The organism is Pseudomonas sp. LFS074 (assembly GCF_047978165.1).
GTDB lineage: Bacteria > Pseudomonadota > Gammaproteobacteria > Pseudomonadales > Pseudomonadaceae > Aquipseudomonas > Aquipseudomonas putida_P.
In genome coordinates, this window is sequence record NZ_JBFPFV010000001.1 from 185,945 (window position 1) to 211,272 (window position 25,328).

Below are 25,328 nucleotides of genomic sequence, written 5' to 3' on the forward strand. Positions count from 1 at the left end.
AGGTTGGCGTCAGTCGCCAACCGCCAGCAGTTCGATCTCGAACACCAGGGGGGTGTAGGGGGCAATCAAATCACCCGCCCCCTCGGCGCCATAGGCTTGCGCTGAAGGAATCACCAGGCGCCATTTGGCGCCCGCGTGCATCTTCGGCAAGGCCACCTGCCAGCCCTCGATTACAGAATCCAGGTTGAACCACTGGGGCGTCTGGTTCTGGTCGAACACCGAACCATCAGGCAACCTGCCCACATAACGCACCTGCACCTTGCCGCCTGCTTTTGGCTGCGCACCCGTACCTACTTGCAGTTCGCTGTAGAGCACACCTTCCGCTAGTTCGTGTACCCCGTAACGCCCACGCTCGTTGGCCATGAAGCGTGTTTCTGCGGCCTGCAGCTTTTGCACCGAGGCGTCACCTTCCTGCGCTTCATGCTGCTGGAGCACCGCCTGCATGCGTGCCTTGTCGAGCTTGAGGGGTTGCCCCTGATAGGACTGCTTCAGGCCTTCGACCAGTGCATCCAGCTGCAAGCCCGGCATCTCCTGACGCAGCCGCTCACCCAGGCTGGCGCCCAGGCTGTAGGCCAGGTCATGGTCGTCGCTGTCGGCCAAGGCGATTGGGGCCAGCAGGCATAAACCTAAAACAAGATATCGAGGCAACGCCTGACTCCCAAATACCAGCAGTGATTAATTCAGCAACTACACTTTCACGCAGCTGCAAGATAACAACTTTGCCCAGGCATGCAACGCGGCGTAAATATTACGGTCAACATGCCCTAGCGGCGGTAGCAGCAGAAGCATAGTATGAGCCGCAATCTCGTCAGCCAGGAGGTAAACCATGTCGGCCAAAAAGAAGCCAGTAAGTACGCCGTTACACCTGCTCCAGCAACTTTCGGGCAGCTTGCTCGAACACTTGGAAGAAGCCTGCTCGCAAGCGCTGGCTGATGCGGAAAAACTGTTGGCCAAGTTGGAAAAACAGCGTGGCAAGGCGCAGGAAAAACTGCACAACGGTCGCCTGAAACTGCAAGACGCGGCCAAGGCGGGTAAAGCCAAGGCGCAAACCAAGGCGCAAAAAGCCATTGGCGAACTTGAACAGTTGCTCGACGCCCTCAAGGAACGTCAAACCCAGACTCGTTCTTACATTCAGCAACTCAAGCGCGACGCCCAGGACAGCCTCAAACTGGCCCAAGGTGTAGGTAAAGTTCGCGAAGCCGCAGCCAAGGCTCTTGACCTGCGTGCTACCAAACCTGCGGCCAAGCCCGCTGCCAAAGCGACTACTGCTGCCAAACCTGCGGCCAAGCCAGCCGTCAAAGCGACCGCTGCTGCGAAACCTGCAGCCAAGCCCGCCGCCAAAGCGACTGCTGCTGCCAAACCTGCAGCCAAGCCCGCCGCCAAAGCGACCGCTGCTGCCAAACCTGCAGCCAAACCCGCCGCCAAAGCGACCGCTGCTGCTAAACCTGCAGCCAAACCCGCCGCCAAAGCGACGGCTGCCGCCAAACCTGCAGCCAAGCCAGCCGCCAAAGCGACCGCTGCCGCCAAACCTGCAGCCAAGCCCGCCGCCAAAGCGACCGCTGCTGCCAAACCTGCAGCCAAGCCCGCCGCCAAAGCGACCGCTGCCGCCAAACCTGCAGCCAAGCCAGCTGCCAAAGTGACTGCTGCTGCCAAACCTGCAGCCAAGCCCGCCGCCAAAGCCCCAGCTGCCAAGCCAGCTACCGCCAAGGCACCTGCACGCACAGCCACCAAGCCAGCCGCCAAGCCTGTTGCCAGCAAGCCAGCCGCCAAGCCTGTTGCCAGCAAGCCAGCCGAAGCCAAACCCGCTACGCCAGCCGGCAGCACCCCGGCCGTTACAACCAACTCGGCGACCCCGGCCACTTCGGCAGCCGCGTCGACACCCGCCAGCACCCCGGCTCAGGCGCCGTCTTCGGCGTCCTGAAGCGCAGCCGCCGCGACGCGCAGTTGATCCAGCGCGTCGTGGTGCCGGGCAGGGGCCGGCGCCAGCCGGGCCAGCCAGTCGTCCGAGGGCTCATGGGAGCCCCCGGGCCACTGTCGCGAGCGTTCCTGCAAGCGCTCCAGCAACGTTTTTTCTGCCTGCAACTCCAACCCCTTCACCTGCTCACGCAACGCAGCCAGTTGCGCATCATGCGACGCTGCCGCCCGCCATTGTTGGCGCAGGCTGCGTAACGGGGCCACCACTTCACGCTGCCAGGGCTCGACAACTTCCTGCAGCGCTTGCGCGCGCTCGTCCAGCATGACCACGCCACGTGCCTGCAGCCAGGTTGCGCACAACAGCAGGCAGACATCGCTACCTTGCGCTTGCAGCTCAAGGCACGCGGCTTCCACGCCAGGCCTGGCATACAGGGCCAGGGCGTAACTCCACAGGTCGTTGTGCATGGTTCCACTCGCGCTATGGGCCGAGGAAGCTGGTAGACTCCGCGACCATCATGATCAGACTATCCAACCTCACTTTACAGCGTGGTCCGCAGCGCTTGCTAGAAGGCGCCGAGATGACCCTGCACGCCGGTCACAAGGCCGGCCTGATCGGCGCCAACGGCGCCGGAAAATCCAGCCTGTTCGCCCTGCTGCGCGGTGAGCTGTCGCCCGATGCCGGTGACTGCCAACTGCCCGGTGACTGGCGCATCGCCCATATGCGCCAGGAGGTCGACACCCTCGACCGCCTGGCCGTGGACTATGTGCTCGACGGCGACGTGCGCCTGCGCAAGGTCCAAGCCGAACTGGCCGCGGCCGAGCAGGCCCACGACGGCACCGCCCTGGCGCGCCTGCACAGTGAACTGGAAAGCGCCGACGGCTACACCGCCGACGCCCGCGCGCGCAAGTTGCTGGCCGGCCTGGGCTTCACCAACGAACAGATGGACCGCCGCGTCGGCGACTTCTCCGGTGGCTGGCGGATGCGCCTGAACCTGGCCCAGGCACTGATGTGCCCGTCCGACCTGCTGTTGCTCGACGAACCCACCAACCACCTCGACCTGGACGCCATCCTGTGGCTGGAAGACTGGCTCAAGGGCTACCCCGGTACGCTGTTGCTGATCTCCCACGACCGTGACTTCCTCGATGCCGTGGTCGACCATGTGCTGCACGTCGAGCAGCGCAAGTTGAACCTGTACAAAGGCGGCTACACCGCCTTCGAGCGCACCCGTGCCGAACGCCTGGCGCAGCAGCAGCAGGCCTACGAAAAGCAGCAGGCGCAGCGCGCGCACATGGAAAAGTACATCGCCCGCTTCAAGGCTCAGGCCACCAAGGCCCGCCAGGCGCAAAGCCGGATCAAGGCCCTTGAGCGCATGGAGGAGTTGTCGGCGGCGCATGTCGATTCGCCGTTCGACTTTGTCTTCCGCGAATCGCAGAAAATTTCCAGCCCGTTGCTGAGCCTGTCCGAAGGCTGCCTTGGCTATGGCGACAAGGCCATCCTTGAAAAGGTCAAGCTGCAGCTCACCCCGGGTGCTCGTATTGGCCTGCTCGGCCCCAACGGTGCCGGCAAGTCCACCCTGATCAAGAACCTCGCCGGTGAGCTGGAGCCTTTGTCGGGCCGTTTGGTCCGTGGCGAAAACCTTGCGGTAGGCTACTTCGCCCAGCACCAGCTGGACTCGCTGGATGACAAGGCCAGCCCGCTGCTGCACCTGCAGCGCATCGCCCCCACCGAGCGTGAGCAGACCCTGCGCGACTTCCTTGGCGGCTTCGACTTCCATGGTGCCCGTTGCGACGAGCCAGTGGTGAACTTCTCCGGTGGTGAAAAGGCCCGCCTGGCGTTGGCGCTGATCGCCTGGGAACGGCCAAACCTGCTGCTGCTTGACGAACCGACCAACCACCTCGACCTGGAAATGCGCCTGGCGCTGACCATGGCCCTGCAGGAGTTTGCCGGTGCCGTGGTGGTGGTGTCCCACGACCGGCATTTGCTCAAGAGCACCACCGACGACTTCCTGCTGGTGGCCGACGGCAAGGTCGATACCTTCGACGGTGACCTGGATGATTACAGCCGCTGGCTGGTTGAGTACCGCCAGCGCAGCGCGCCGGCCAGTACCGCCCCGGTCAACCCGGACAAGACCGACAAGAAAGCCCAGCGTCAGGCTGCCGCAGCCTTGCGCCAGCAACTGGCACCGCACAAGAAGGCTGCCGACAAGCTGGAAACCGAGCTCAACCAGGTGCACGTGCAATTGGCCGAGATCGAGACCGCGCTGGGTGATGGTGGCCTCTACGAAGCGGCGCGCAAGGACGAATTGCGTGACCTGCTGGCGCGCCAGACCAAGCTCAAGCAACGCGAAGGTGAGCTGGAAGAGGCCTGGATGGAAGCGCTGGAAACCCTCGAAAGCATGCAGGCCGAGCTCGAGGCGTTGTCCTGATGGAAGAACTGCGGTCGCTGCTGCCAGGACAATGGATGGACACCTTCTGGCTGGGCTTGCAGATTCTGTTGATCCTGGTGGCAGCCTTCCTCCTGCAGCGCATCGTTGCTCGCGGGTTGAGCCGCCTGGGCCAGCGTTACCCGCTGCCGCCAGAACTGCTGGTCCCGGTGCGTGGCGGCCTGCGCTGGCTGATCATGGGCAGCGCACTGCTGTTCGTGCTGGAGCGCCTGGGTGTTTCGGCGACCGTGCTGTGGACGGCATTGTCCGGCTTTGTCGCGGTGGCGGCGGTGGCCTTTTTCGCCATGTGGAGCGTGCTGTCCAACCTGCTGTGCGCGGTGCTGATCTTCACGGTCGGGCCGTTTCGCATCGGTGATGTGGTCGAACTGGTCGACACCCTGGACAAGCCGGGCGTGAAAGGCCGGGTGATCGCCATCAACCTGCTGTTTACCACCCTGCTGGAAATGCCCGAAGCGGGTGGGGCCTTGGTGCAGGTGCCCAATAGCCAGTTCTTCCAGAAGTCGGTGCGGCGCTGGCGCGGGGCTGAGGTGCAGACGATGCACAAAGAGCCGGCTGGCGAAGCGGACTGAACCTGTACTTGTGGAGCGTGCTTGCCCGCGAAGAGGTCGGTACAGGCGATAGAAATCCATCAAAAATCGCTGGTTATTTTTTCACCAAAACCTTAGCTTAACGTTTTGCAACAAATGTTCGAGCGAGGTGTGTGATGTCGATGGAAGTATGGTTGGGCTTCTTTGCCGCCTGTTGGGTGATCAGCCTTTCACCCGGTGCCGGGGCGATTGCCTCGATGTCCAGTGGCCTGCAATATGGTTTCTGGCGTGGTTACTGGAATGCCCTGGGCCTGCAGCTAGGCCTGATCCTGCAGATCGCCATCATCGCTGCCGGCGTCGGTGCCATCCTGGCTGCCTCGGCCACGGCGTTTCAGGTCATCAAATGGTTTGGCGTCGCCTACCTGGTGTACCTGGCGTACAAGCAGTGGCGTGCCTTGCCGATGGACATGACCGATGAATCCGGCGTGCGCCCGATCGGCAAACCGCTGAGCCTGGTCTTGCGTGGCTTCTTGGTCAACGTCAGCAACCCCAAGGCGCTGGTGTTCATGCTGGCGGTGCTGCCGCAGTTCCTCAACCCGCATGCGCCGCTGCTGCCGCAGTATGTGGCGATCACCGTGACCATGATCACTGTGGACATGCTGGTGATGGCCGGGTACACCGGGTTGGCTTCGCGTGTGTTGCGCTTGCTGCGTACGCCTAAACAGCAGAAGCGTTTGAACCGGACTTTTGCCGGGTTGTTCATTGGGGCGGCGACCTTCCTGGCGACCCTGCGCCGCGCACCTCTCTGATCGGGCCACGGGGGCTGCTTTGCAGCCCATCGCGACACAAGGCCGCTCCTACAGTAATTGCATAGCGGCCTTTATTGTTTCTGCTTGTCTACCAGCCCCGTCAGCAAGTCCACCGGCATCGGGAAGACAATGGTCGAGGTCCTGTCCCCCGCAATCGCCCCCAGCGTCTGCATATAGCGCAACTGCATCGCCCCAGGCTCCTTGCCCAACATCTGTGCTGCCTGCATCAACTTCTCCGACGCCTGCAATTCCCCCTCGGCATGGATCACCTTGGCCCGCCGTTCGCGTTCGGCCTCGGCCTGCCGGGCGATGGCGCGGACCATCGATTCGTTGAGGTCGACATGCTTGATCTCGACGTTGGCCACCTTGATGCCCCAGGCATCGGTTTGCGCGTCCAGCACCTGGCGAATGTCCGCGTTCAGTTGCTCACGTTCGGCCAGCAGCTCATCCAGTTCGTGCTTGCCCAGTACCGCACGCAGTGTGGTCTGGGCCAACTGGCTGGTCGCTACCAAAAAGTCCTCGACCTGGATGATCGCTTTCTGGGGGTCGAGCACGCGAAAGTACAACACCGCGTTGACCTTGACCGAGACGTTGTCGCGGGTGATCACGTCCTGCGGCGGCACATCCAGCACCACCGTGCGCAGGTCGACCCGCACCATTTGCTGGATCACCGGGATCAGCAGGATCAGCCCCGGCCCCTTGACCTGCCAGAAGCGCCCCAGCTGGAACACTACACCGCGTTCGTATTCGCGCAGGATGCGAAACGCCGACAGCAACAGCATCACCAGCACGATCAGCACGGCGCCGAAACCCATTTGCATGAACATGGTCATTCTCCTTGCGCGGCGGCGGCAGCGCTCACTTGCAGCATGACGCCATGGCGCGCGGTTACCCGCACGTTCTGGCCGGCTTGCAGCACTGTTGCGCACTGCGCTTGCCATTGCTCGCCCTGGGCCAGCACAAGGCCACAGAACGGATTGTCTGGCATTACCTGGGTAACGGTGACCAGGCTGCCGACCAGGCCGGCGTCCCCGCTGACCAGTGCCCGTCGGCGGGCCTTGAGGGCCATGCCTAGTACGCCGCCGATCAGTAATGCCGAGAGCAGTGCCAGGGTGCCGATCAAGGCCAGCGGGATGCCAAAACCGGGGGCGTCTGTATCGATCAGGATCAATGCGCCGACCACGAAGGCAACGATGCCGCCAAAGCCGACCACGCCGAAACTGGGCAAGAAGGCTTCGGCGATCATGAAGGCAATGCCGAGCAGGATAAGTGCCACGCCGGCGAAACTCACCGGCAATAGCTGCAGGGCGTACAGCGCCATCAGCAGGCAGACGCCGCCGACTACGCCGCCCACCGCAGAGCCAGGGTTCATGAATTCGAACAGCAGGCCGTACACGCCAATCATGATCAGGATCAGCGCCACGCTGGGATTGGTGATCACCGCCAGTACCCGTGTGCGCCAGTCCGGCAGGTGTTCGACCAGGCTTGCGTCTGTGGTGTGCAGTTGCTGAGGCTGGCTGGCGACCATGAACGTTTTGCCGTCGAGTTTGCGCAACAGGTCGGGCAGGTCATCGGCAACCTGGTCGATAACGTTCAGCCGCAACGCCTCGCTGGCCGACAGGCTGACGGCCTCGCGCACAGCCTTCTCCGCCCACTCGGCATTGCGCCCTCGCAGCTGGGCAAGGCCGCGGATGTAGGCCGCGGCATCATTGACCTGCTTGCGTGCCAGGGTTTCCTCTTCGCCGTTTTTGCCCTTGTCGTCCTTGCCCGGGCCTGGCGGACCGCCGATTTGCACCGGTGTGGCGGCGCCCAGGTTGGTGCCAGGAGCCATCGCGGCGACGTGGCTGGCGTAGAGAATGTAAGTACCCGCGCTGGCGGCTCGGGCTCCACTGGGTGCGACGTAGGTGGCGACCGGCACGGGGCTGGCGAGAATCGCCTTGATCATCTGGCGCATGGCGCTGTCCAGCCCGCCAGGGGTATCCATGCGGATAACCACCAGTTGCGCGCGCTGCGCCTGGGCCTGGTCGAGGCTGCGTACCAGGTAGTCGGCGCTGGCCGGGCCGATGGCGTCATCGATGCCCAGCACCCACACTGCACCAGGCGCTGCCTGGCCACCTGGCGTGATGCCAAGCAACAACAGCAGCAACACCCAGCACCAGCTGCGGGCGATCACCTGTCGTCACCTCGTTTGCCTGTATTACACAAGTTTAGCCCTGCCTGCCGCGGCCCGGCCTAAAATTGGAGATTGGGGGGCGAAACCGGAGGTGCATCATGCGTATGGCAAAGACCCTGCAGGCCCGCCTGGACAAGGCCAACTGCGACTACGACATCATTCCCCACCCACATTCGGCCACCAGCCTGGAGTCGGCCCGCACGGCCGGCGTGCCCGCCGAGCGGGTCGCCAAGTCGGTGATGCTCGATGACCGTCATGGCAACTACATCATGGCCGTGCTGCCGGCCAACCGGCATCTGGACATGAGCAAGGTTCGCATGTCCGGGGCTTGGCAACTGACCCGTGAAAGTGGCCTGCCAAGCTTGTTCAATGACTGCGAGCGCGGCGCAGTGCCGGCCCTTGGCGATGCTTACCAGATAAAAATGCTGCTCGACCCGAGCCTAACCCGCCAGGGTGATGTCTACCTGGAGGCGGGTGATCACGATCACTTGATCCACATGAGCATGGAGCAGTACATGAAGCTGGTGCCGCACGCCGAAGTGCGCGAGCTGTGCTGATGTTTTCACACCACTGCCAGGCGGGCGTCGTGGACGGCCTACCTGGCGCTTAGGAGGAACCATGGAAGCGCCGACCCATCCCTTTGCCGACCTGTTCAAGCAGTTGGGCTTGCCCGACGATCCCAAGAGCATCGATCAGTTCATCACCAGCCATTCGCCGCTGAAGAATGAAACCAAGCTGGTGGATGCGCCGTTCTGGACCGACTCTCAGCGTGCTTTTCTCAAGGAGAGCATCATTGAAGATGCCGATTGGGCGGTGCCGTTCGATCAACTCAACGAAGCGTTGCGCCGCCCCCGAAAATAAAGCGCCGAGCGGCACCTGACGAGTGATCGGCCGTTGCTATGCTCAGGAAAACAATAAGGGGATAGCGCGATGAAAGATCCCTACGCACCAGGTTTCTGGTGTTCCGTGACGATCCTGGGCACCCTGACGGCCAGTTACTTCTATGGCATCAGGCAGACGCAACAGATGAACCAGGCGGTGCATTTCCTGTATGCCGCTGCCGCAGTCACCGTGGCGGTTGTACTGGTGGCGCTGACCTGGATCGCCTGGCAGCAGTTGCACCTGAACAAGCGCGAAGTGATCCAGGGGCGAACGTTGCTGACCATCTGGAACACCAAGGTGGCGCTGCGCCGCGTCGAAACCGTATTCGACCGGTATTTCTGGGGCAGCTACTGGCATTCGGGGCGCACCTTCGAAGAAGTCATGGGCGAGCTCAAGGGCACACCGCTGGAGCAGAGCCTGGATGCGCTGAAGCGCCAGTGCCGGGTGCTCGATCGCGAAATCCATGACCATCATCACCACTGGCTGGCCAACGCCCGCGACCTGTCCAGCGTGGCCCAGGCCATGGCCCGTGAGCGCTACCAGCTGGACCTGGGCGAACCCACGCACAGCGGCCACGGCAATACGGCAGTACTGAACCGTGACCTGGAAGTGCTGGTGTACACCTGGTCGGCGCGCCTGCGCAGCTTTGACCATCAGCTGGACGAGCTGGAGCGCGCCTACCATTGAAGGGGCTCACTCGCCGCGGATGTACTGTTCCATTTGTTGAATCAGGCTGGCCTGTTCGGCGATGGTTTCCTTCACCAGGTCGCCGATCGACAGCAGGCCGAGCAGTTTGCCGTTGTCGACCACCGGCAGATGACGCAGGTGACGGTCGGTCATCAGGTTCATGCAGAAGTCGAGCTTTTGCTTGGGCTCCACGGTGACCACCGGTGCACTCATGATTTCGCGCACCGGTGTGGCGGCGGAAGAGCGGCCTTTGAGTACGAGTTTGCGCGCATAGTCCCGTTCACTGACGATACCCACCACTTGGTTGCCCTCGACCACGGGCAGCGCACCGACGTTTTTCTCCGCCAGCATTTTCAGGGCGTCGAGCACCGAGTCATCCGGGCCGATGATGTAAACGGTCTGGTGCTGGGACTTGGTCTTGAGGATTTGTTCGACGGTCTTCATACGGGCCTCTGCGGGTGAAAAAAGCGCTGTCTCGGTGTAACTAAAGCATCCGGCACGGCGCTCTGCACGGCAATGCAGGAAACGGCATGGAGTCGATTGAAAAACGTCATGGGTGTTTGCCTGGGCCGGCCTCCTCGTGGCTTTAGCCGCGAAGAGGCCGGGACTGCCAATCAAAGCTTCGGCATTTGCCCGAGCCGTGCCACCATCTCGCTCACTACCTGCAGGTCCAGCATGAACTGGTCCACGGTCTTGAACTCGTTGTCGTTGTGCCCGGTGTATTTCACGTCCGGCATGGCCAGGCCGAACTGTACGCCATTGGGCAAGTCGTGCACCGAGGTCGCGCCGGCCGAGGTGCCGAACTCATGCTTCATGCCCAGGTTCTCGGAGGCCACAGCGAGCAAAGCTTTCACCCATTCGCCTTCGGGGTTGCGGTACATCGGTTCGTCCAGGCTATAGTCGAACGCCACCGGGGTGTGGCTTTGCCGGGTCCACTTGCCCAGTTTGTCGGCCAGTTCATCCTTGATCGTGGCAATGGGTTTGCCTTTGGGGATGCGCAGGTTCACCGCCAATTTCAGGCCCTTGTCATCCACGCCGACAAAGGTCAGCGAGGCGGTCAGTGGGCCCATGAACGGGTCCTTGAAGGCCACGCCGAGCTTGTTGCCAAGGTAGTCCAGGCCCCAGTTGTCGGCCGCGTAGCGGGCCGCATCGGTGAACTGGTTGTGCTTGAGTGGTACCTGCTGGCCAAGGCCGTTGATGAAGTCGAGCATGCGAGCAACCGGGTTCACCCCGGACTCCGGCTCCGAAGAGTGGGCGGAAACACCGGTCACGGTGAGCAACACCTGTTTGCCGTCGGCCTTGGCATCGATGCTGAAGTCGCTTCCGTGCTGCTTCACATACTTGCTGCCGGCTTGCTGCAGGTGTTTGGCCAGCTGTGCCGGGTTGTCGGACACCAGGGTCGCCACCGATGTGGTCGGGATCTGGTTGGTGGCCAGGCCACCGGTCAGGTTGACGATTTCGGCACCCTTGCCCGTGGCCGGGCGCTTGCTGAAGCTGGCCATGACCGTGCCGTAGCCTTTTTCGGCGATGACCACTGGGTAGCCGCCGTCGAGGGCCAGGTTGTAGTCAGGTGTAGGGTTGCGCTCGAAATAGTAGGGGATGGCATCACCGCTGGTTTCTTCGGTGGTGTCGATCAGCAGCTTGAACTGCCGGGCGAGCGGCAAGTTTTCATCCTTGGCTACCTTCAGTGCATACATCGCCACCACGATGCCGTTCTTGTCGTCTTCGGTGCCGCGGCCGTACATGCGGTCACCGACCAGGGTGACCTTGAACGGGTCCAAGCGCGTACCGTCGGCCAGCTTCCAGTTGTCCGGGTTGACCGGTACCACGTCGGCGTGGGCATGGATGCCGATCACTTCCTTGCCGCTACCCAGCGAAATTTCGTACACCCGGTTGTCGATGTTGCGGAAGGCCAGGCCGAAGCTGTCGGCCAGGGCCTTGATCTTGTCGGCGATCTTGAGGAACTCAGGGTTTTCGTACTGCGGCGTGCCCTCGACGTTGAAGGTGGGAATGGCCACCAGTTCGCGCAGGGTTTCGGTTGCAGCCTTGCCGTACTTGATGCGGGTATACAGGCCGAGCAGGCGGTTGATTTCGTCCTGTTGCTCGGCGGCCAATGGTGTGTTGGCCAGGTAGGCGTCGAGGGTTGCCTCGAGGTTATCGGCCTTGGCCAAGTCGCTGCCTTTGAGCTTGCCGAGGAACTGCTTGAAGTCGCTTGGGTCGCTGCCGTCGAAGGCTTTGACGATGGCAGCGGACTGCTGCTGGGTGAGGTTGGCCTGGGCTGGCTGAGTGAACAAGCCGATGCTGGCCAGCAGCAGGGTGGTGGCGGTGAGTTTTTTCAGGTGCATGGTTGCGCGCATTCCTTCGCCAATCATTGTTATGGGTTACCCGTCCGGAAACGGGAAGACGCCCACGCTAACACCAATGACCCGTGGCACGGGAGTACCAGAAACGCGACTTGTCGCACAAACGAAAAAGCCCCGGGCTCAGGCCCAGGGCTTTTTTGATATGGCGCACTCGGCGGGATTCGAACCCACGACCCCTGCCTTCGGAGGGCAGTACTCTATCCAGCTGAGCTACGAGTGCAACGCGCACGCATGATACCCATCTGAATCGGTGACGTCCATCGCCTTGATCTGTAGCTGTTTTTACCTTATTGGTTGTGCAGATCCCTACAGGCCGGAGGCATGCCGACATCTCAGAGGGCGATCAACTCGGGCCTCAGGCCCTCTACACGGCGTGACGGTGGCGGCAGGTAGCCGCCGTCGCCGGTGATCTGGTGCAGCACCTTTTCGCGCAGGCCGTGCAGCGCTACGCCGGAGCGCAAGCGCGGGTGCGGCAGGTCTATGCCCACCACCGATTTGATGCGACCCGGCCGTGGCTCCAGCACCACAACCCGATCCGCCAGGTACGTCGCCTCTTCGGCATCGTGGGTCACCAGCAAGGTGGTGATGCCCGCCCGCTCGCGAATGGCCAGCAATTCGTCCTGCAGTTGCTGGCGGGTCAGCGCATCCAGTGCGCCGAACGGCTCGTCGAGCAGCAGGATGCGCGGGCTGGCTACCAGGCCACGGGCTATCGCCACACGCTGGGCCATACCACCGGACAGCTGGTGTGGATAGGCCGACTCGAAGCCGACCAGCCCCACCAGTTGTACGAATTCATGTACCCGCCGGGCGCGCTCACCTTGGGTGAGCGACTCGTTGGCCAGGCCCAGCGCAATGTTCTGTTCCACGTTCAACCAGGGAAACAGCCGATGCTCCTGGAACACGATGCCACGTTCGCCACCAATACCGCTGACGGCGTGGCCGTCGATGCGAATGCTGCCGCTGTAGTCGGTATCCAACCCCACCAGCAGGCGCAGCAGGGTGGACTTGCCGCAGCCGGAAGCGCCGACGATGGCGATGAACTCGCCCTGGTTGATCGAAAGGTTGAAGTTGCGGATGGCCTCGAGCGGTTGGCCATCGACGCTGAACACTTTGCCCACCCCTTCGAAACTGACCAGGGGCGGGGTTGCGTCGGGCTGGTTGGCCGCGTGCAGGTGCGAAGTGTTGAAGGCGTTCATGCGGTTCTCCAGCGCGTGGCGCGCGATTCAAGGCGTTGTCCAAGGGTGCCGAGCAGGGCGCCGACCAGGCCGATCAACAGCATGGCGGCCATCACCTGGTCCATACGGAACAGCTGCTGGGCACCGATCATCAGGCTGGCGATGCCGCCGTCCGAGGGCATGAAGTATTCGGCACCGATGGTGCCCAGCCAGGCATAGATCAGCGACAGGCGCAGGCCCGCGAAAATGCCCGGGGCCGCACCGGGCAGTACCAGCAGGCGCAAGCGTTGCCACAGACCCAGACGCAGGGTGCGGGCGGCTTCGCCCAACTGTGGTGAGAGGCCGGCGATACCGCGCTGGGTAGCGATCAGCAACGGGAAGAACGCGGCCAGCCCGACGAATACGTGCTTGGCCCCTTCGCCCAGGCCGAACCAGGCGGTGAGCAGCGGCACCCAGGCGAACAGCGCCACCTGGCGCAAGGCTGTCAGGCTCGGCCCGAACAGGCGCTCGGCATTACGGGACAGCCCTAGCACCAAGCCGGCCAGCAGGCCTGCGCCGCCACCCAGCAGCAAGCCGGTCAGGGTGCGTTGCAGGCTGAGCAGCAAGGCTTGTGGTAGCGAACCATCAGCCAGGCCGACCAGCAGCGTGCGCAGTACCTCCAGTGGCGAGGTCAAGATATTCGGGTCGACCCAGCCGAAGCTGCTGCTGGCCTGCCACAGCGCCAGTATCGCCAAGGGAAGCAGCAGGCTTTGCCAGCCACGCGGCACAGCACCGCGCTGGTGTTCCCCGGTGGCCGGTTGCGGCCAGTAAAGCAGGCGATGTTCCAGGGCCGAAAAACTGCGCTCCAGCACGGCACCGACCAGGCCGATCACCAGGATGCACAGCAGCACCAGGTCGAGCATGAACAGCTGCCGCCCCCAGACCATCAGGTAACCGATCCCCTCGCTGGAAGCCAGCAACTCGACCGCCAGCAGTGAGGTCCAGCCGGTGGCCAGTGCCAGGCGTACGCCAGTCAGAAAGGCGGGCAGGGCCGCCGGTAGCAACAGGCGCAGAAACAGCAGATGGCGAGGCAGGCGTAGCGCCGCGGCGGCCTCGCGCAGCTTGGGCTGGGCATCGCGCACACCGACCAGCGTGTGCAAGGTGATGGGGACCACCACGGCTTTCACCAGCACCACCAGCTTGAGCAACTCGCCGATGCCGAAGAACAGCATGAACAACGGGATCCAGGCCAGGGTCGGAATCTGCGCCAGCGCCACGAAGGTTGGCAGCACCAATGTCTGCGCCTGACGCGAAGCGCCCAGCCATACACCCAGCAGCAAGCCGCTGCCGATACCTACCGCCAGCCCCCAGAACAACCGCTGCAAGCTTATCCACAGGTGTTCCCAAAGCTCGCCGGCGCCAAACTCCAGCGCGCTTTGCCACACCAGCGCTGGTGCCGGCAGTATCTGCTCGCTCATCCAGTGCTGCCGGCTGGCCACCTCCCATAGCAGCGCAATCAGCACAGGCAGCAACCACGGCAGAACCCGCTGCACAGAGAGAATGCGGTCCCTGTGGGAGCGGCCTTGCGCCGCGAATGGGCCGCGTAGCGGCCCCCCCCGATTCCTGCTCAGCACTCCATTCATAGGCCATTTCCCGAAGCGTTGTTAAGTTATTCACTTATGGAATTAAAAATTAACTTAATCAGCATTCAAGAGATAAGAGCATGCGTCCTCTGCATGGGGAAGCCCCTTGCCGTTGCGTTTTCCTCATATTTTCCATGCGTTTTCCGCAAGCTCCGCTCAGGCCCGCATGCAGCCTGATTTATGCCTTTCAGTTACTAAAAAATGAAGTTTTGATCTTTGTGGGTTCTAACCAGACCTGCCTAGCTTCTGGCCAAAGCGCCGGCCATCGCCGGTGGCAGCCTGCCAAGGAGCCTTGCCATGAAAACCCCGTTGCGTCACCTGATTACCGCCCTTGGGCTGGCGTTCACCCTAAGTGCCCACGCGGCTGAACCGGCCAAGCCAGCAAGCATCCGCATCGCCGTCCCCGACCTGAGCGCCGGCAGCAAGCCCAGCGCCGGTGGTGTGGTCGATGTACTGCGTGACCAGCAATTGCTGGAGAAGGAATTCGCCAAGGACGGCATCCGCATCGACTGGCGCTTTTTCAAGGGTGCCGGGCCGGTGGTGAACGAGGCATTGGCCAACGGCCAGGCTGATTTCGCGTACCTCGGCGACCTGGCGGCAATCGTCGGCAAGGCCAATGGCCTGGATACCCGCGTGCTGTCGGCGGGCGTGCGCGGGGTGAAGAGCTACCTGGGCGTGGTACCGGGCTCTGGCATCAAGACCTTGCACGACCTCAAGGGCAAGCGTGTGGCGGTGTTCCGCGGCACTGCCAACCAGTTGTCGTTCGCCAGCGCCCTGGCCAGCCAGGGGCTGAGCGAGCGTGAGCTGAAGGTGATAAACCTCGATTTCAACGCCGCCAACGCTGCGCTGGCGGCCAAGCAGATCGATGCCACCTGGGGCCTGTCCAACCTGCTATCGCTGCGTGAGCGCGGGCTGGTCGAGCTACCGGTCAATTCGCGTGACCTCGAAGGCGCCGGCAGCACCCAGGCAGTGCTGCTGGGCACCGGCGATTTCATCCGTCAATACCCCGAGCTGGTGCAGCGCCTGGTCAATGCCCAGGAGCAGGCCAGTGCCTGGCTGCGCGACGAACACAACCGTCAGGCATACATCGATCTGGTGGCCAGCAACGCCAATTGGCCGCGCAGCATCCTCAGCGATGACCTGGCCAAGGAAGACCTCGCCCACTACTTCGACCCACGCCTGGACGCCGGATTCGTCGGCCAACTGCAGCAAGGCGTCGACCTGGCTGCCAAGGAGCGTTTGATTCGCCGTGGCTTCCAGGTGGCCGACTGGATCGAACCGCGTTTCCTCGATGCTGCGCTGAAACAGGAGCAGGCCGTGCAGGCCGCCCGCTGAACCATCAAAAACCCCGACAATGACCGCAAGGACCACGACCATGAGCAATGCTGCCCTGGCCACCGCGCCACAAGCCCTTGAACTCGACATTCACCCGGTTGCCGGCCGTATCGGCGCCGAAATCCGCGGGGTAAGACTGTCCGCCGACCTCGACGCAGCTACCGTCGAGGCTATTCAGGCGGCCCTGGTACAACACAAAGTGATCTTCTTCCGTGAGCAGACCCACCTGGATGACCAGAGCCAGGAAGGTTTTGCCAAACTGCTCGGCGAGCCGGTGGCCCACCCGACCGTACCGGTGGTCGATGGCACCAGCTACCTGCTGCAACTGGATGGTGCCGAAGGTCAGCGAGCCAACTCCTGGCACACCGACGTGACCTTCGTCGATGCCTACCCCAAAGCCTCGATCCTGCGCAGCGTGGTGGCGCCGGCATCCGGTGGCGATACCGTGTGGGCCAACACGGCTGCGGCCTACCAGGAATTGCCTGAGCCGCTGCGCGAGCTGGCCGACAAGCTGTGGGCGGTGCACAGCAACGAATACGACTACGCCAGCATCAAGCCAGATGTAGACCCGGCCAAGCTTGAGCGTTATCGCAAGGTATTCACATCGACCGTGTACGAAACCGAGCACCCGGTGGTACGCGTGCATCCGATCAGTGGTGAGCGGGCACTGCAATTGGGGCACTTCGTTAAACGCATCAAGGGCTATTCGCTGGCGGATTCGCAGCACCTGTTCGCTGTGCTGCAAGGGCATGTGACGCGCCTGGAGAACACTGTGCGCTGGCGCTGGCAGGTGGGGGATGTGGCGATTTGGGATAACCGCGCGACGCAGCATTATGCGGTGGATGATTATGGGACCCAGCCGCGGGTTGTGCGCCGGGTGACATTGGCGGGAGAAGTGCCGGTGGGTGTGGATGGTCAACTGAGCCGGACTACGCGTAAAGGTTGAGAGTGCCGGGGCCGCTTTGCGGCCCTGTCGCGACACAAGGCCGCTTCCACAAAAGCACGGCGCACGCCGAGCCAATGTGTAGCGGCCTTGTGTTGCGATCCGGGGGCGAAGCCCCCAGCTACATCTCGGTATCACAGGCAATCAACTGCCTCACCAGCCCTTGCGCCAGCGGCGACAAGCCATACCCCACCCGGCTCACCACTCCATAGCGTGTATGGCACGCTTCTTCCTGCTCCGGCGTCAGGTCCGCCAGCTGCAACTTCACCAGCCCGCCGTCGCGTTGATAAGGCCGCAAATTGGCATTGCAGGCAATGCCGATGGTGTCCGAGTGCATCACCACATTCAGCAGCGCGTACCCATGCTCGCACTCCACCGCAGGCAAGAAGTCCTGCCGCCCACTAAGGTCACTGAGGATCTTGCGGATATTCGGCGGGCGAAAAGTGGTGGCCATCGGATAGTCGAACAGGTCTCGTGCCAGCACGCTCTGCCGCTTGGTCAGCGGGTGCCCGGCGCGGCAGCAAAAATGCCAGCGTTGCGGCGTCAGCTTGTGCACTTGGTAATCCGGGTCAGACTCGAACTGGCGGGTGTCGGCAACGAAAAACTCGATCTCCTCGGCTACCAGCTTGCGGTTCAGCGCCTGCCAGTTGTCCACCTGGAAGCAGGTGCGCGCCGCCGGGAATTCGGCCACGAAGCGCGCCACCGCACGCGGCACCAAACCACCGGCTGGCGCGGGGCCGGAGCCAAAGCGCACCACCCCGGTGGTTGCGCCGTTGAATTGGTGAATTTCGTTGACCAGGTTGTGCGCCCCATGCACCAGCCGCCGCGAATGCTCCAGCACCAGCAACCCCTGGCGGGTTGGCGCCAGTTCCTTGCTGGCGCGGTCCACCAGGCGGCAGCCGATGTTGTGCTCCAGGGTCTGGATGCTGCGGCTGAAAGCCGATTGCGACAGGTTAACCGCCGCCGCTGCCGCCACGAAACTGCGGTGCTCGACAAGGGCAATGTAGTGGCGCAGTTGACGCAGATCGATATGCATTTTCTACATTAAAACCTTCGGTCAAATGCAATTGCTGACAAGGGTGAGTCCCCTTATAAAGGGTGTTACTTATTCCACTAAATATGAATTACAAATATTTATATCACTTAAAAGAATATAAGCCCGTCTGACCGCGACTCGGTTCCGCCAACGGAAATGCTCGCCAGGGCCCATGCCTCAAGGAGCATTTGCATGTCCGGACTTTCCCGTTGGCCTGCGCGCGCGTCGCGTTTCACCTTGCAACCCTTGGCCGCTGGCGTGCTGCTGGCGGCGTCCTCCGGAAGCTTTGCCGAAGCGCCGGTCAGTGCCACCCCGGCGGTGGAACAGGAAGCCAAGCTCGGCACCGTCACGGTCAATGCTCGCCGCCGGGAAGAAACCGCGCAAAGCGTGCCCACGCCGATCAGCGTGTTGGACAGCGAAACCCTGGAAACTCAGCGCATCTACCGCGTGCAGGATTTGCAACAGTTGGTGCCCAGCACCAACGTCGCTTATGTGCATGCGCGCCAGTCGAGCATCTCGATCCGTGGCCTGGGTAACAACCCGGCCAGCGACGGCTTGGAAGGCAGCGTTGGTATCTACCTGGACAACGTCTACCTCGGCCGCCCCGGCATGGCGGTATTCGACCTGCTGGATGTCGAGCAACTGGAAGTGCTGCGCGGCCCGCAGGGCACGTTGTTCGGCAAGAACACCACCGCTGGTGTGCTGAACATCACCACGCGCAAGCCCACCTTCCACCGCGAAGGCAGCATCCAGCAGTCGTTCGGCGAAGACGGCTACCTGCAAACCCAGGGCAGTTTCTCGGGGCCGATCAGCGAGACGCTGGCCGGGCGCATCAGCGCCTATCGCACCGAAGACGATGGCTATGTGAAGAACATCCACAACGGTGACGACCTCAACGGCGGCAAGCGCCAGGGCTTTCGCACCCAACTGCTGTTCAAGCCCAGCGACACCTTCAACCTGCGCTGGATAGGCGAGTACAACGAAGAAGACTCCAACAACGGCATCCTCAGCCTGTACAGCACCGGGCCGACCATCAATGGCGTCAATCGCTACGAAAGCCTGGCCGCCCAGGCGGGCGCGACGCTGGTGTCGGGCAAGGACCGCAAGGTCAATTTCGACGCCGACCAACAGGTGACGGTGTTCCAGGGCGGTACTTCGGTGGAGGCCAACTGGACCTTGCCCAACGACTTCACCCTGACTTCGATCACCGCCTACCGCTGGTGGGACTTCACCCCGCGCAACGACGACGGCCTGAACGTGCCGGTGTTCTACAGTGCCGGTGTATCGGTGCGTGACAAGCAGTACTCGCAGGAAATCCGCCTGGCATCGCCCACCGGTGGTGCATTCGACTATGTGCTGGGTGCCTACTACTTCAAGCAGGACCTGGACAACAAGTCCTTCACCTATTACGGGCCGCAGGCGGATATCTGGAACCTGACCCCGGCCGGTGCGCTGAACAACGTCAACACAATCGGTGATGGGCACATCGATACCGACAGCTACGCGCTGTTCGCCCAGGGCACCTGGCATGTCACCGATCGCCTGGACTTCACCGCCGGTATCCGCGGAACCTACGAAGAAAAGAGCGCCTGGGTGACTCGCGATGCGCCCAGCGGCGGTGCCGCGGTAGATGGGGCCGCTGCCGCCGCGCGCCAGGCCCGGATAGGTGCCTATGATTCGGGCGACCTCAACCAATACAGCTTCAGCCCTTCCGGCCTGTTGGGCCTGAGCTACCGCTTCAGCGAGCAACTGCTGGGCTACGCCACCCTGACTCACGGTGAGAAATCTGGCGGTGTAAACCTGACTGTAGGCGCCGCGCCACGGCTGGGCACCGATTCGCTGCTGGTGGGCACCGAGCGGGTCAACAACGCCGAACTGGGCTTGAAAAGCACCTTGTTCGACGGCCGCCTGCAACTCAACAGCAATCTGTTCTGGGCTGAAGTGCATGGTTACCAGGCCAACGTCTACGACCAGATCAACCGCGTGCAGTACCTGGCCAACGCTGGGCGCGTGCGCTCGCGCGGCCTGGAGTTCGAGGCCACGGCGCTGCCGATTCGTGGCCTCACGGTCAACTTCAACGGTTCGTGGAACGACGTACGCTACACCGAGTACAAGGACGCCCCATGCCCGCCGGAGGTGAGCCTGGCCAATGCCACTGCCACCTGCGATCTGTCCGGCCACCAGGTGGTCGGCGCCTCCAAGTACATCGCCAACCTCAACACCCAATACAAGTGGCAAGCCACCGAGCATGTCGAGCCCTACGTCACTGCCAGCTACGCCTTCCGCTCGAAGGCCGTGGGCACCATTGACGATTCCGATTTCGGCCAGATCCCCAGCTACGCGCTGGTCAACCTTTCCGCCGGTGTGCGCCTGGACCAGGGCGACGGCGTGGTCGACCTGTCGCTGTGGGTGAAAAACGCCGGCGACAAAACCTACTTCACCAGCCTGTGGAACTCCGCCAACGGTGGTTATGCCGGCGTGCTCGGCACCCCACGCACCTTCGGCGCAACCGCCCGTTACGACTTCTGAGCACAAGGAGCTATGCCATGAATGCCAAGACCCAAACCCCTGCACTGCCTGAAGGCGCCTGCCTGACCGCAAAAGTCCCGGAGCGCGACGAAGCGCTGCTCGGCGACGTGGTGGTCAACCCGTACCGCCTGGCGCCGCTGACCGCGATCATCCGCGACGGCGGGCGCAGCCTGAGTGACGCGCATGTCCGTGTGCTGGGGCGCGGTGAGCGGGGCGTGGACATCGTCTATGACGTGTCCGACCGTTCGCTGTGGACCTACGGCGGTATCCCGGTATTTGGCCTGTACCCGGACCACGTCAACCAGGTGGAAGTGACCTACAAGCTCGATGGCGAGCGCATTCGCGAGCAGTACCAGATCTACGCCCCCGCCGTGCGTCTGCCCGTGGTGGCGAAGCAGACTGCTGCGTTGCCAGAGGTGGAACCGGTCAAAGTGGCGCCGGGCTTCGAAAAGCGCCTGTACCTGTTCAACCATCTGCAGGGCGACATTCCGGGCGGCCGCGCCTTCAAGTGGAATGCCCTGGGTGGTGCGGCGGAATGGGACCAGGTGGGCAACAACTGGATTGCCGACAGCAATGGCGATGTGCGCTGGTACCTGGATATCGAACAGATCCACGACTCCAACCGCCGCGATAGCCTGGGCGGCACCATGGGCTTCCAGCAGACCCGCGACGGCAAGCTGATCTGGGGCCAGGGCCAGACCTATTCCAAGTATGACCTGCTGGGCCGACGCATCTGGCAGCGCAGCCTGCCCGACAAGTTCGCCGACTTTTCCCATGAAATCCGCGAAACCAGCAATGGCACCTACTTGCTACGGGTTGGCACCAGCGACTACCGCCGCCCTGACGGCAAGCGCGTGCGCTCGATCCGTGACCATATCATCGAGGTCAGCGAGGCCGGGGATGTGCTCGATTTCTGGGACCTCAACCAAATCCTCGACCCCTACCGAGGCGATCTGCTGGAAACCCTCGGCAAGGCGGCGATCCAACTGCCGCCTGGGGTGCAGAAACAGGACGAGCGGTTGGCCAACGAATTGGCCGAGGGCGACTTGCCCTTTGGTGACACGCCGGGGGTGGGCACCGGGCGTAACTGGGCACACGTCAATGCCATCGATTACGACGCCGATGACGACAGCATCATCGTTTCAGCACGGCATCAGGGCGTGGTGAAGGTTGGTCGCGACAAGCAGGTGAAGTGGATTCTTGCTTCGCCTCAAGGCTGGCCGCAGCACCTGCGTGAGAAGGTACTGAAACCGGTTGAAAGCGAAGGTTTCGACTGGTCGTGGACCCAGCACACCGCCTGGCTGACCGGCAAAGGCACGCTGACCGTGTTCGACAATGGCTGGGGGCGTGACTTTGCGCCGACCAAGCTGGCGGGCAACTACAGCCGGGCAGTGGAGTACCGCATCGACGAAGCCGAGGGCACGGTCGAGCAGGTGTGGGAGTACGGCAAGGCACGCGGCGACGAGTGGTACAGCCCGGTGACCTCGGTGGTGGCCTACCGGCCAGAGACCGACACCCAGTTCATCTACTCGGCTTCGGTGAACTTCCTCACCCCCGAAAAATTGACCACTACCGTGCTCAACGAGGTGCGGCGCGGGACCCAGGAGGTGTTGGTGGAACTGAAGGTACACAGCCGGCAGCCGGGCTCGGTCGGTTATCGAGCACTGGTGATCGACTTGGCCAAGGCGTTCTGATTCATCCCCTTCGGGAGGGCCGTCGGTCCTCCCATCACATTTCCTTCAGTTGATTCGTCTAACCTGTACCGGCCTCTTCGCGGCGGTTCGGCGCCCTGATGAGCCCGCGACGAGGCCGGTTGCCATCATGCGGGATGATGAATTTTCCACTCGGCTGTTCAACCATTCGTTCTTTTTTTCGAACAGCCTATTGTCCAACACCCCAGCAGCCGCTTAGCATTCGTTTGAGATTTCAAACGCTCGATGCCCTGCCTTGGGCGCTTTTCAACAATCAACAATTCGGGAAGCCGACATGCAGCTCAAAGACGCTCAGTTGTTCCGCCAGCAAGCCTATATCAATGGTGAGTGGCTGGATGCGGACAACGGCCAGACCATCAAGGTGACCAACCCGGCCACCGGTGAAGTCATCGGTACCGTGCCGAAGATGGGTACCGCGGAAACCCGCCGTGCCATCGAAGCCGCCGACAAGGCCCTGCCGGCCTGGCGTGCCCTGACCGCCAAAGAGCGTTCGGCCAAGCTGCGTCGCTGGTTCGAACTGATGATCGAGAACCAGGACGACCTGGCTCGCCTGATGACCACCGAGCAAGGCAAGCCACTGGCCGAAGCCAAGGGCGAAATCGCCTACGCCGCCTCGTTCATCGAGTGGTTCGCCGAAGAAGCCAAGCGCATCTACGGTGACACCATCCCTGGCCACCAGCCAGACAAGCGCCTGATCGTCATCAAGCAGCCAATCGGTGTTACCGCGGCCATCACGCCGTGGAACTTCCCGGCCGCCATGATCACCCGTAAAGCCGGCCCGGCCCTGGCCGCTGGCTGCACCATGGTGCTCAAGCCTGCTTCGCAAACCCCTTACTCCGCCCTGGCCCTGGTAGAACTGGCCCACCGTGCCGGTATCCCGGCTGGCGTGCTGAGCGTGGTTACCGGTAGCGCTGGTGAAGTTGGCGGCGAGCTGACCGGCAACTCCCTGGTACGCAAACTGTCCTTCACCGGCTCGACCGAAATCGGTCGCCAGCTGATGGAAGAATGTGCCAAGGACATCAAGAAGGTTTCCCTGGAGCTGGGTGGCAACGCCCCGTTCATCGTGTTCGACGACGCCGATCTGGACAAGGCGGTCGAAGGCGCGATCATCTCCAAGTACCGCAACAACGGCCAGACCTGCGTCTGCGCCAACCGTATCTACGTGCAGGACGGCGTCTACGACGCGTTCGCCCAGAAGCTGGCCGCTGCTGTGGCCAAGCTGAAGATCGGTAACGGCCTGGAAGAAGGCACCACCACTGGCCCGCTGATCGACGGCAAGGCTGTCGCCAAGGTTCAGGAACACATCGAAGACGCCGTTGGCAAAGGCGCCAAGGTGCTGTCCGGTGGCAAGCTGATCGAAGGCAACTTCTTCGAGCCGACCATTCTGGTTGACGTGCCGAAGACTGCTGCTGTCGCCAAGGAAGAGACCTTCGGCCCATTGGCGCCGCTGTTCCGCTTCAAAGACGAAGCCGAAGTCATCGCCATGTCCAACGACACCGAGTTCGGCCTGGCCTCGTACTTCTACGCCCGCGACATGAGCCGCGTGTTCCGTGTTGCCGAAGCGCTGGAATACGGCATGGTGGGTATCAACACCGGCCTGATCTCCAACGAAGTGGCGCCGTTCGGTGGCATCAAGGCTTCGGGCCTGGGCCGCGAAGGTTCCAAGTACGGTATCGAGGACTACCTCGAAATCAAATACCTGTGCATCAGCGTCTGATAGCACGGTAAAGGCTTTACCTCTGCCAGCGGGGCGCGAGAGCGACGTCTCGCTGGCCTTTTTTACATCGCAGTACCTGGTGGCCAGGGCGTTTGCGGCAGTCGATCAACGAATACTGTTCGCGAGCACTCCCAGCCCCCCCGAATAAAAGCGCCATTCCTGTCGGCGCAATGAGGGCATTATGAGCAAGACCAACGAATCCTTGATGCAACGTCGTGTAGCTGCCGTCCCACGTGGCGTTGGCCAGATCCACCCGATCTTCGTCGACACCGCGAAGAACTCGACTGTGATCGACGTTGAAGGCCGCGAACTGATCGACTTCGCCGGCGGCATCGCAGTGCTGAACACCGGCCACCTGCACCCGAAAGTGGTTGCGGCCGTGCAAGAGCAACTGACCAAGGTCAGCCACACCTGCTTCCAGGTCCTGGCTTACGAACCTTACGTAGAGCTGTGCGAAAAGATCAACAAGCTGGTCCCAGGCGACTTCGACAAGAAGACCCTGCTGGTCACCACCGGCTCCGAAGCCGTTGAAAACGCCGTGAAGATCGCCCGTGCCGCCACCGGCCGCGCTGGCGTCATCGCCTTCACCGGCGGCTACCACGGCCGTACCATGATGACCCTGGGCCTGACCGGCAAGGTTGTGCCGTACTCCGCTGGCATGGGCCTGATGCCAGGCGGTATCTTCCGCGCCCTGTTCCCGAGCGAACTGCACGGTATCAGCGTTGACGATGCCATCGCTTCGGTCGAGCGCATCTTCAAGAACGACGCCGAGCCACGCGACATCGCCGCGATCATCCTCGAGCCAGTACAAGGCGAAGGCGGCTTCCTGCCAGCGCCTAAAGAGCTGATGAAGCGCCTGCGCGCCCTGTGCGACCAGCACGGCATCCTGCTGATCGCCGACGAAGTACAGACTGGCGCTGGCCGTACCGGCACCTTCTTCGCCATGGAACAGATGGGCGTTGCGCCTGACCTGACCACCTTCGCCAAATCCATCGCTGGCGGCTTCCCGCTGGCCGGTGTGTGCGGCAAGGCCGAGTACATGGACGCGATCGCTCCGGGCGGCCTGGGCGGCACCTACGCCGGTTCGCCGATCGCTTGCGCCGCGGCCCTGGCCGTGATCGAAGTGTTCGAAGAAGAAAAACTGCTGGACCGCAGCAAGGCTGTGGGTGAGCGCCTGACCACCGGCCTGCGCGAAATCCAGAAGAAGCACCCGATCATCGGCGACGTCCGTGGTCTGGGCTCGATGATCGCTGTTGAAGTCTTCGAGAAAGGCACTCACACCCCGAACGCTGCTGCTGTTGGCCAGGTGGTTGCCAAGGCACGCGAAAAGGGTCTGATCCTGCTGTCCTGCGGCACCTACGGCAACGTTCTGCGTATCCTGGTACCGCTGACTGCCGAAGACGCACTGCTGGACAAAGGTCTGGCCATCATCGAAGAGTGCTTCGCTGAACTCGCTTGAT

At 62.5% G+C, this 25,328-nt stretch carries 22 protein-coding genes and 1 tRNA gene; 13 read left to right on the plus strand and 10 right to left on the minus strand.

Annotation, left to right across the window (positions count from 1 at the left end):
• Positions 1-9 precede the first annotated feature (9 nt).
• Positions 10-648, minus strand: a complete 639-nt coding sequence (locus ACNQP3_RS00810) for an FKBP-type peptidyl-prolyl cis-trans isomerase (protein WP_264316701.1) — start codon at positions 646-648, stop codon at positions 10-12.
• A gap of 178 nt (positions 649-826) precedes the next feature.
• Between ACNQP3_RS00810 and ACNQP3_RS00815 the strand changes: the two genes are divergently transcribed.
• Positions 827-1,921 (plus strand): AlgP family protein, encoded by a 1,095-nt coding sequence (locus tag ACNQP3_RS00815; RefSeq protein WP_264316702.1) that lies wholly within the window; start codon positions 827-829, stop codon positions 1,919-1,921.
• Here the strand turns inward: ACNQP3_RS00815 and ACNQP3_RS00820 are convergent.
• The gene (locus ACNQP3_RS00820; RefSeq protein WP_060493607.1) at positions 1,897-2,379 is read right to left on the minus strand and encodes a TIGR02444 family protein; all 483 of its coding nucleotides are present in this window, start codon (positions 2,377-2,379) and stop codon (positions 1,897-1,899) included. The genes ACNQP3_RS00815 and ACNQP3_RS00820 overlap by 25 nt on opposite strands.
• A gap of 50 nt (positions 2,380-2,429) precedes the next feature.
• On the opposite strand from ACNQP3_RS00820, the gene ACNQP3_RS00825 reads away from it, so the two are divergent.
• The 3 genes from ACNQP3_RS00825 (at position 2,430) to ACNQP3_RS00835 (ending at position 5,694) form a co-directional block, all read left to right on the plus strand.
• On the plus strand, positions 2,430-4,340 hold the full coding sequence (locus ACNQP3_RS00825; protein WP_264316703.1) for an ATP-binding cassette domain-containing protein: 1,911 nt from the start codon (positions 2,430-2,432) through the stop codon (positions 4,338-4,340).
• Positions 4,340-4,927 (plus strand): mechanosensitive ion channel family protein, encoded by a 588-nt coding sequence (locus ACNQP3_RS00830; RefSeq protein ID WP_012270004.1) that lies wholly within the window; start codon positions 4,340-4,342, stop codon positions 4,925-4,927. Before ACNQP3_RS00825 ends, ACNQP3_RS00830 begins: the two co-directional genes overlap by 1 nt.
• A 134-nt stretch (positions 4,928-5,061) precedes the next feature.
• Positions 5,062-5,694, plus strand: coding sequence for a LysE family transporter (locus ACNQP3_RS00835; RefSeq protein ID WP_060493605.1), 633 nt, complete (start codon positions 5,062-5,064; stop codon positions 5,692-5,694).
• A gap of 71 nt (positions 5,695-5,765) precedes the next feature.
• Here ACNQP3_RS00835 and ACNQP3_RS00840 read toward each other — a convergent pair whose 3' ends face one another.
• Positions 5,766-6,521 (minus strand): slipin family protein, encoded by a 756-nt coding sequence (locus ACNQP3_RS00840; RefSeq protein WP_012270006.1) that lies wholly within the window; start codon positions 6,519-6,521, stop codon positions 5,766-5,768.
• A gap of 2 nt (positions 6,522-6,523) precedes the next feature.
• Positions 6,524-7,867, minus strand: coding sequence for an NfeD family protein (locus ACNQP3_RS00845; RefSeq protein ID WP_264316704.1), 1,344 nt, complete (start codon positions 7,865-7,867; stop codon positions 6,524-6,526).
• 98 nt (positions 7,868-7,965) lie between these two features.
• On the opposite strand from ACNQP3_RS00845, the gene ACNQP3_RS00850 reads away from it, so the two are divergent.
• The 3 genes from ACNQP3_RS00850 to ACNQP3_RS00860 all read left to right on the plus strand — a co-directional run bounded on the left by ACNQP3_RS00850 (position 7,966) and on the right by ACNQP3_RS00860 (position 9,436).
• Entirely contained in the window at positions 7,966-8,424 is a 459-nt protein-coding gene (locus ACNQP3_RS00850; RefSeq protein WP_012270008.1) for an aminoacyl-tRNA deacylase, read from the plus strand.
• Positions 8,425-8,485: 61 nt separating this feature from the next.
• A complete protein-coding gene (locus ACNQP3_RS00855; protein ID WP_012270009.1) occupies positions 8,486-8,728 on the plus strand; it encodes a DUF2789 domain-containing protein in 243 nt (80 codons plus the stop codon).
• 69 nt (positions 8,729-8,797) lie between these two features.
• Positions 8,798-9,436, plus strand: a complete 639-nt coding sequence (locus ACNQP3_RS00860) for a hypothetical protein (protein WP_012270010.1) — start codon at positions 8,798-8,800, stop codon at positions 9,434-9,436.
• A 6-nt stretch (positions 9,437-9,442) separates the two neighbouring features.
• On the opposite strand, the gene ACNQP3_RS00865 is transcribed toward ACNQP3_RS00860, so the two are convergent.
• The 5 genes from ACNQP3_RS00865 to ACNQP3_RS00885 all read right to left on the minus strand — a co-directional run bounded on the left by ACNQP3_RS00865 (position 9,443) and on the right by ACNQP3_RS00885 (position 14,596).
• On the minus strand, positions 9,443-9,880 hold the full coding sequence (locus ACNQP3_RS00865; RefSeq protein ID WP_264316705.1) for a CBS domain-containing protein: 438 nt from the start codon (positions 9,878-9,880) through the stop codon (positions 9,443-9,445).
• Between the two features lie 170 nt (positions 9,881-10,050).
• Entirely contained in the window at positions 10,051-11,781 is a 1,731-nt protein-coding gene (locus ACNQP3_RS00870; RefSeq protein WP_069943158.1) for a dipeptidase, read from the minus strand.
• A gap of 161 nt (positions 11,782-11,942) precedes the next feature.
• Positions 11,943-12,019 (minus strand) — tRNA-Arg (locus ACNQP3_RS00875).
• Between the two features lie 112 nt (positions 12,020-12,131).
• Positions 12,132-12,995: an ABC transporter ATP-binding protein gene (locus tag ACNQP3_RS00880; RefSeq protein ID WP_012270013.1), complete on the minus strand. Its 864-nt coding sequence runs from the start codon at positions 12,993-12,995 to the stop codon at positions 12,132-12,134.
• A complete protein-coding gene (locus ACNQP3_RS00885; RefSeq protein WP_264316706.1) occupies positions 12,992-14,596 on the minus strand; it encodes an ABC transporter permease in 1,605 nt (534 codons plus the stop codon). Before ACNQP3_RS00885 ends, ACNQP3_RS00880 begins: the two co-directional genes overlap by 4 nt.
• A gap of 297 nt (positions 14,597-14,893) precedes the next feature.
• On the opposite strand from ACNQP3_RS00885, the gene ACNQP3_RS00890 reads away from it, so the two are divergent.
• Together ACNQP3_RS00890 and ACNQP3_RS00895 are read left to right on the plus strand one after the other, a co-directional pair.
• The gene (locus ACNQP3_RS00890; RefSeq protein WP_264316707.1) at positions 14,894-15,931 is read left to right on the plus strand and encodes an ABC transporter substrate-binding protein; all 1,038 of its coding nucleotides are present in this window, start codon (positions 14,894-14,896) and stop codon (positions 15,929-15,931) included.
• Between the two features lie 40 nt (positions 15,932-15,971).
• Positions 15,972-16,877, plus strand: a complete 906-nt coding sequence (locus ACNQP3_RS00895) for a TauD/TfdA dioxygenase family protein (RefSeq protein ID WP_060514238.1) — start codon at positions 15,972-15,974, stop codon at positions 16,875-16,877.
• A gap of 118 nt (positions 16,878-16,995) precedes the next feature.
• Here ACNQP3_RS00895 and ACNQP3_RS00900 read toward each other — a convergent pair whose 3' ends face one another.
• The gene (locus tag ACNQP3_RS00900) at positions 16,996-17,910 is read right to left on the minus strand and encodes a LysR family transcriptional regulator (protein WP_060493600.1); all 915 of its coding nucleotides are present in this window, start codon (positions 17,908-17,910) and stop codon (positions 16,996-16,998) included.
• A 192-nt stretch (positions 17,911-18,102) separates the two neighbouring features.
• Between ACNQP3_RS00900 and ACNQP3_RS00905 the strand changes: the two genes are divergently transcribed.
• The 4 genes from ACNQP3_RS00905 (at position 18,103) to gabT (ending at position 25,327) form a co-directional block, all read left to right on the plus strand.
• Positions 18,103-20,439, plus strand: coding sequence for a TonB-dependent receptor (locus ACNQP3_RS00905; protein ID WP_060493599.1), 2,337 nt, complete (start codon positions 18,103-18,105; stop codon positions 20,437-20,439).
• Between the two features lie 17 nt (positions 20,440-20,456).
• Positions 20,457-22,133 carry an aryl-sulfate sulfotransferase gene (locus ACNQP3_RS00910; RefSeq protein ID WP_264316708.1) on the plus strand — a complete coding sequence of 559 codons (1,677 nt, stop codon included), beginning with the start codon at positions 20,457-20,459 and terminating at the stop codon, positions 22,131-22,133.
• A 292-nt stretch (positions 22,134-22,425) separates the two neighbouring features.
• Complete coding sequence (gene gabD, locus ACNQP3_RS00915; protein WP_012270020.1) at positions 22,426-23,868, plus strand: NADP-dependent succinate-semialdehyde dehydrogenase; 1,443 nt, start codon at positions 22,426-22,428, stop codon at positions 23,866-23,868.
• 181 nt (positions 23,869-24,049) lie between these two features.
• Positions 24,050-25,327 carry a 4-aminobutyrate--2-oxoglutarate transaminase gene (gene gabT, locus ACNQP3_RS00920; protein ID WP_012270021.1) on the plus strand — a complete coding sequence of 426 codons (1,278 nt, stop codon included), beginning with the start codon at positions 24,050-24,052 and terminating at the stop codon, positions 25,325-25,327.
• Position 25,328 lies beyond the last annotated feature (1 nt).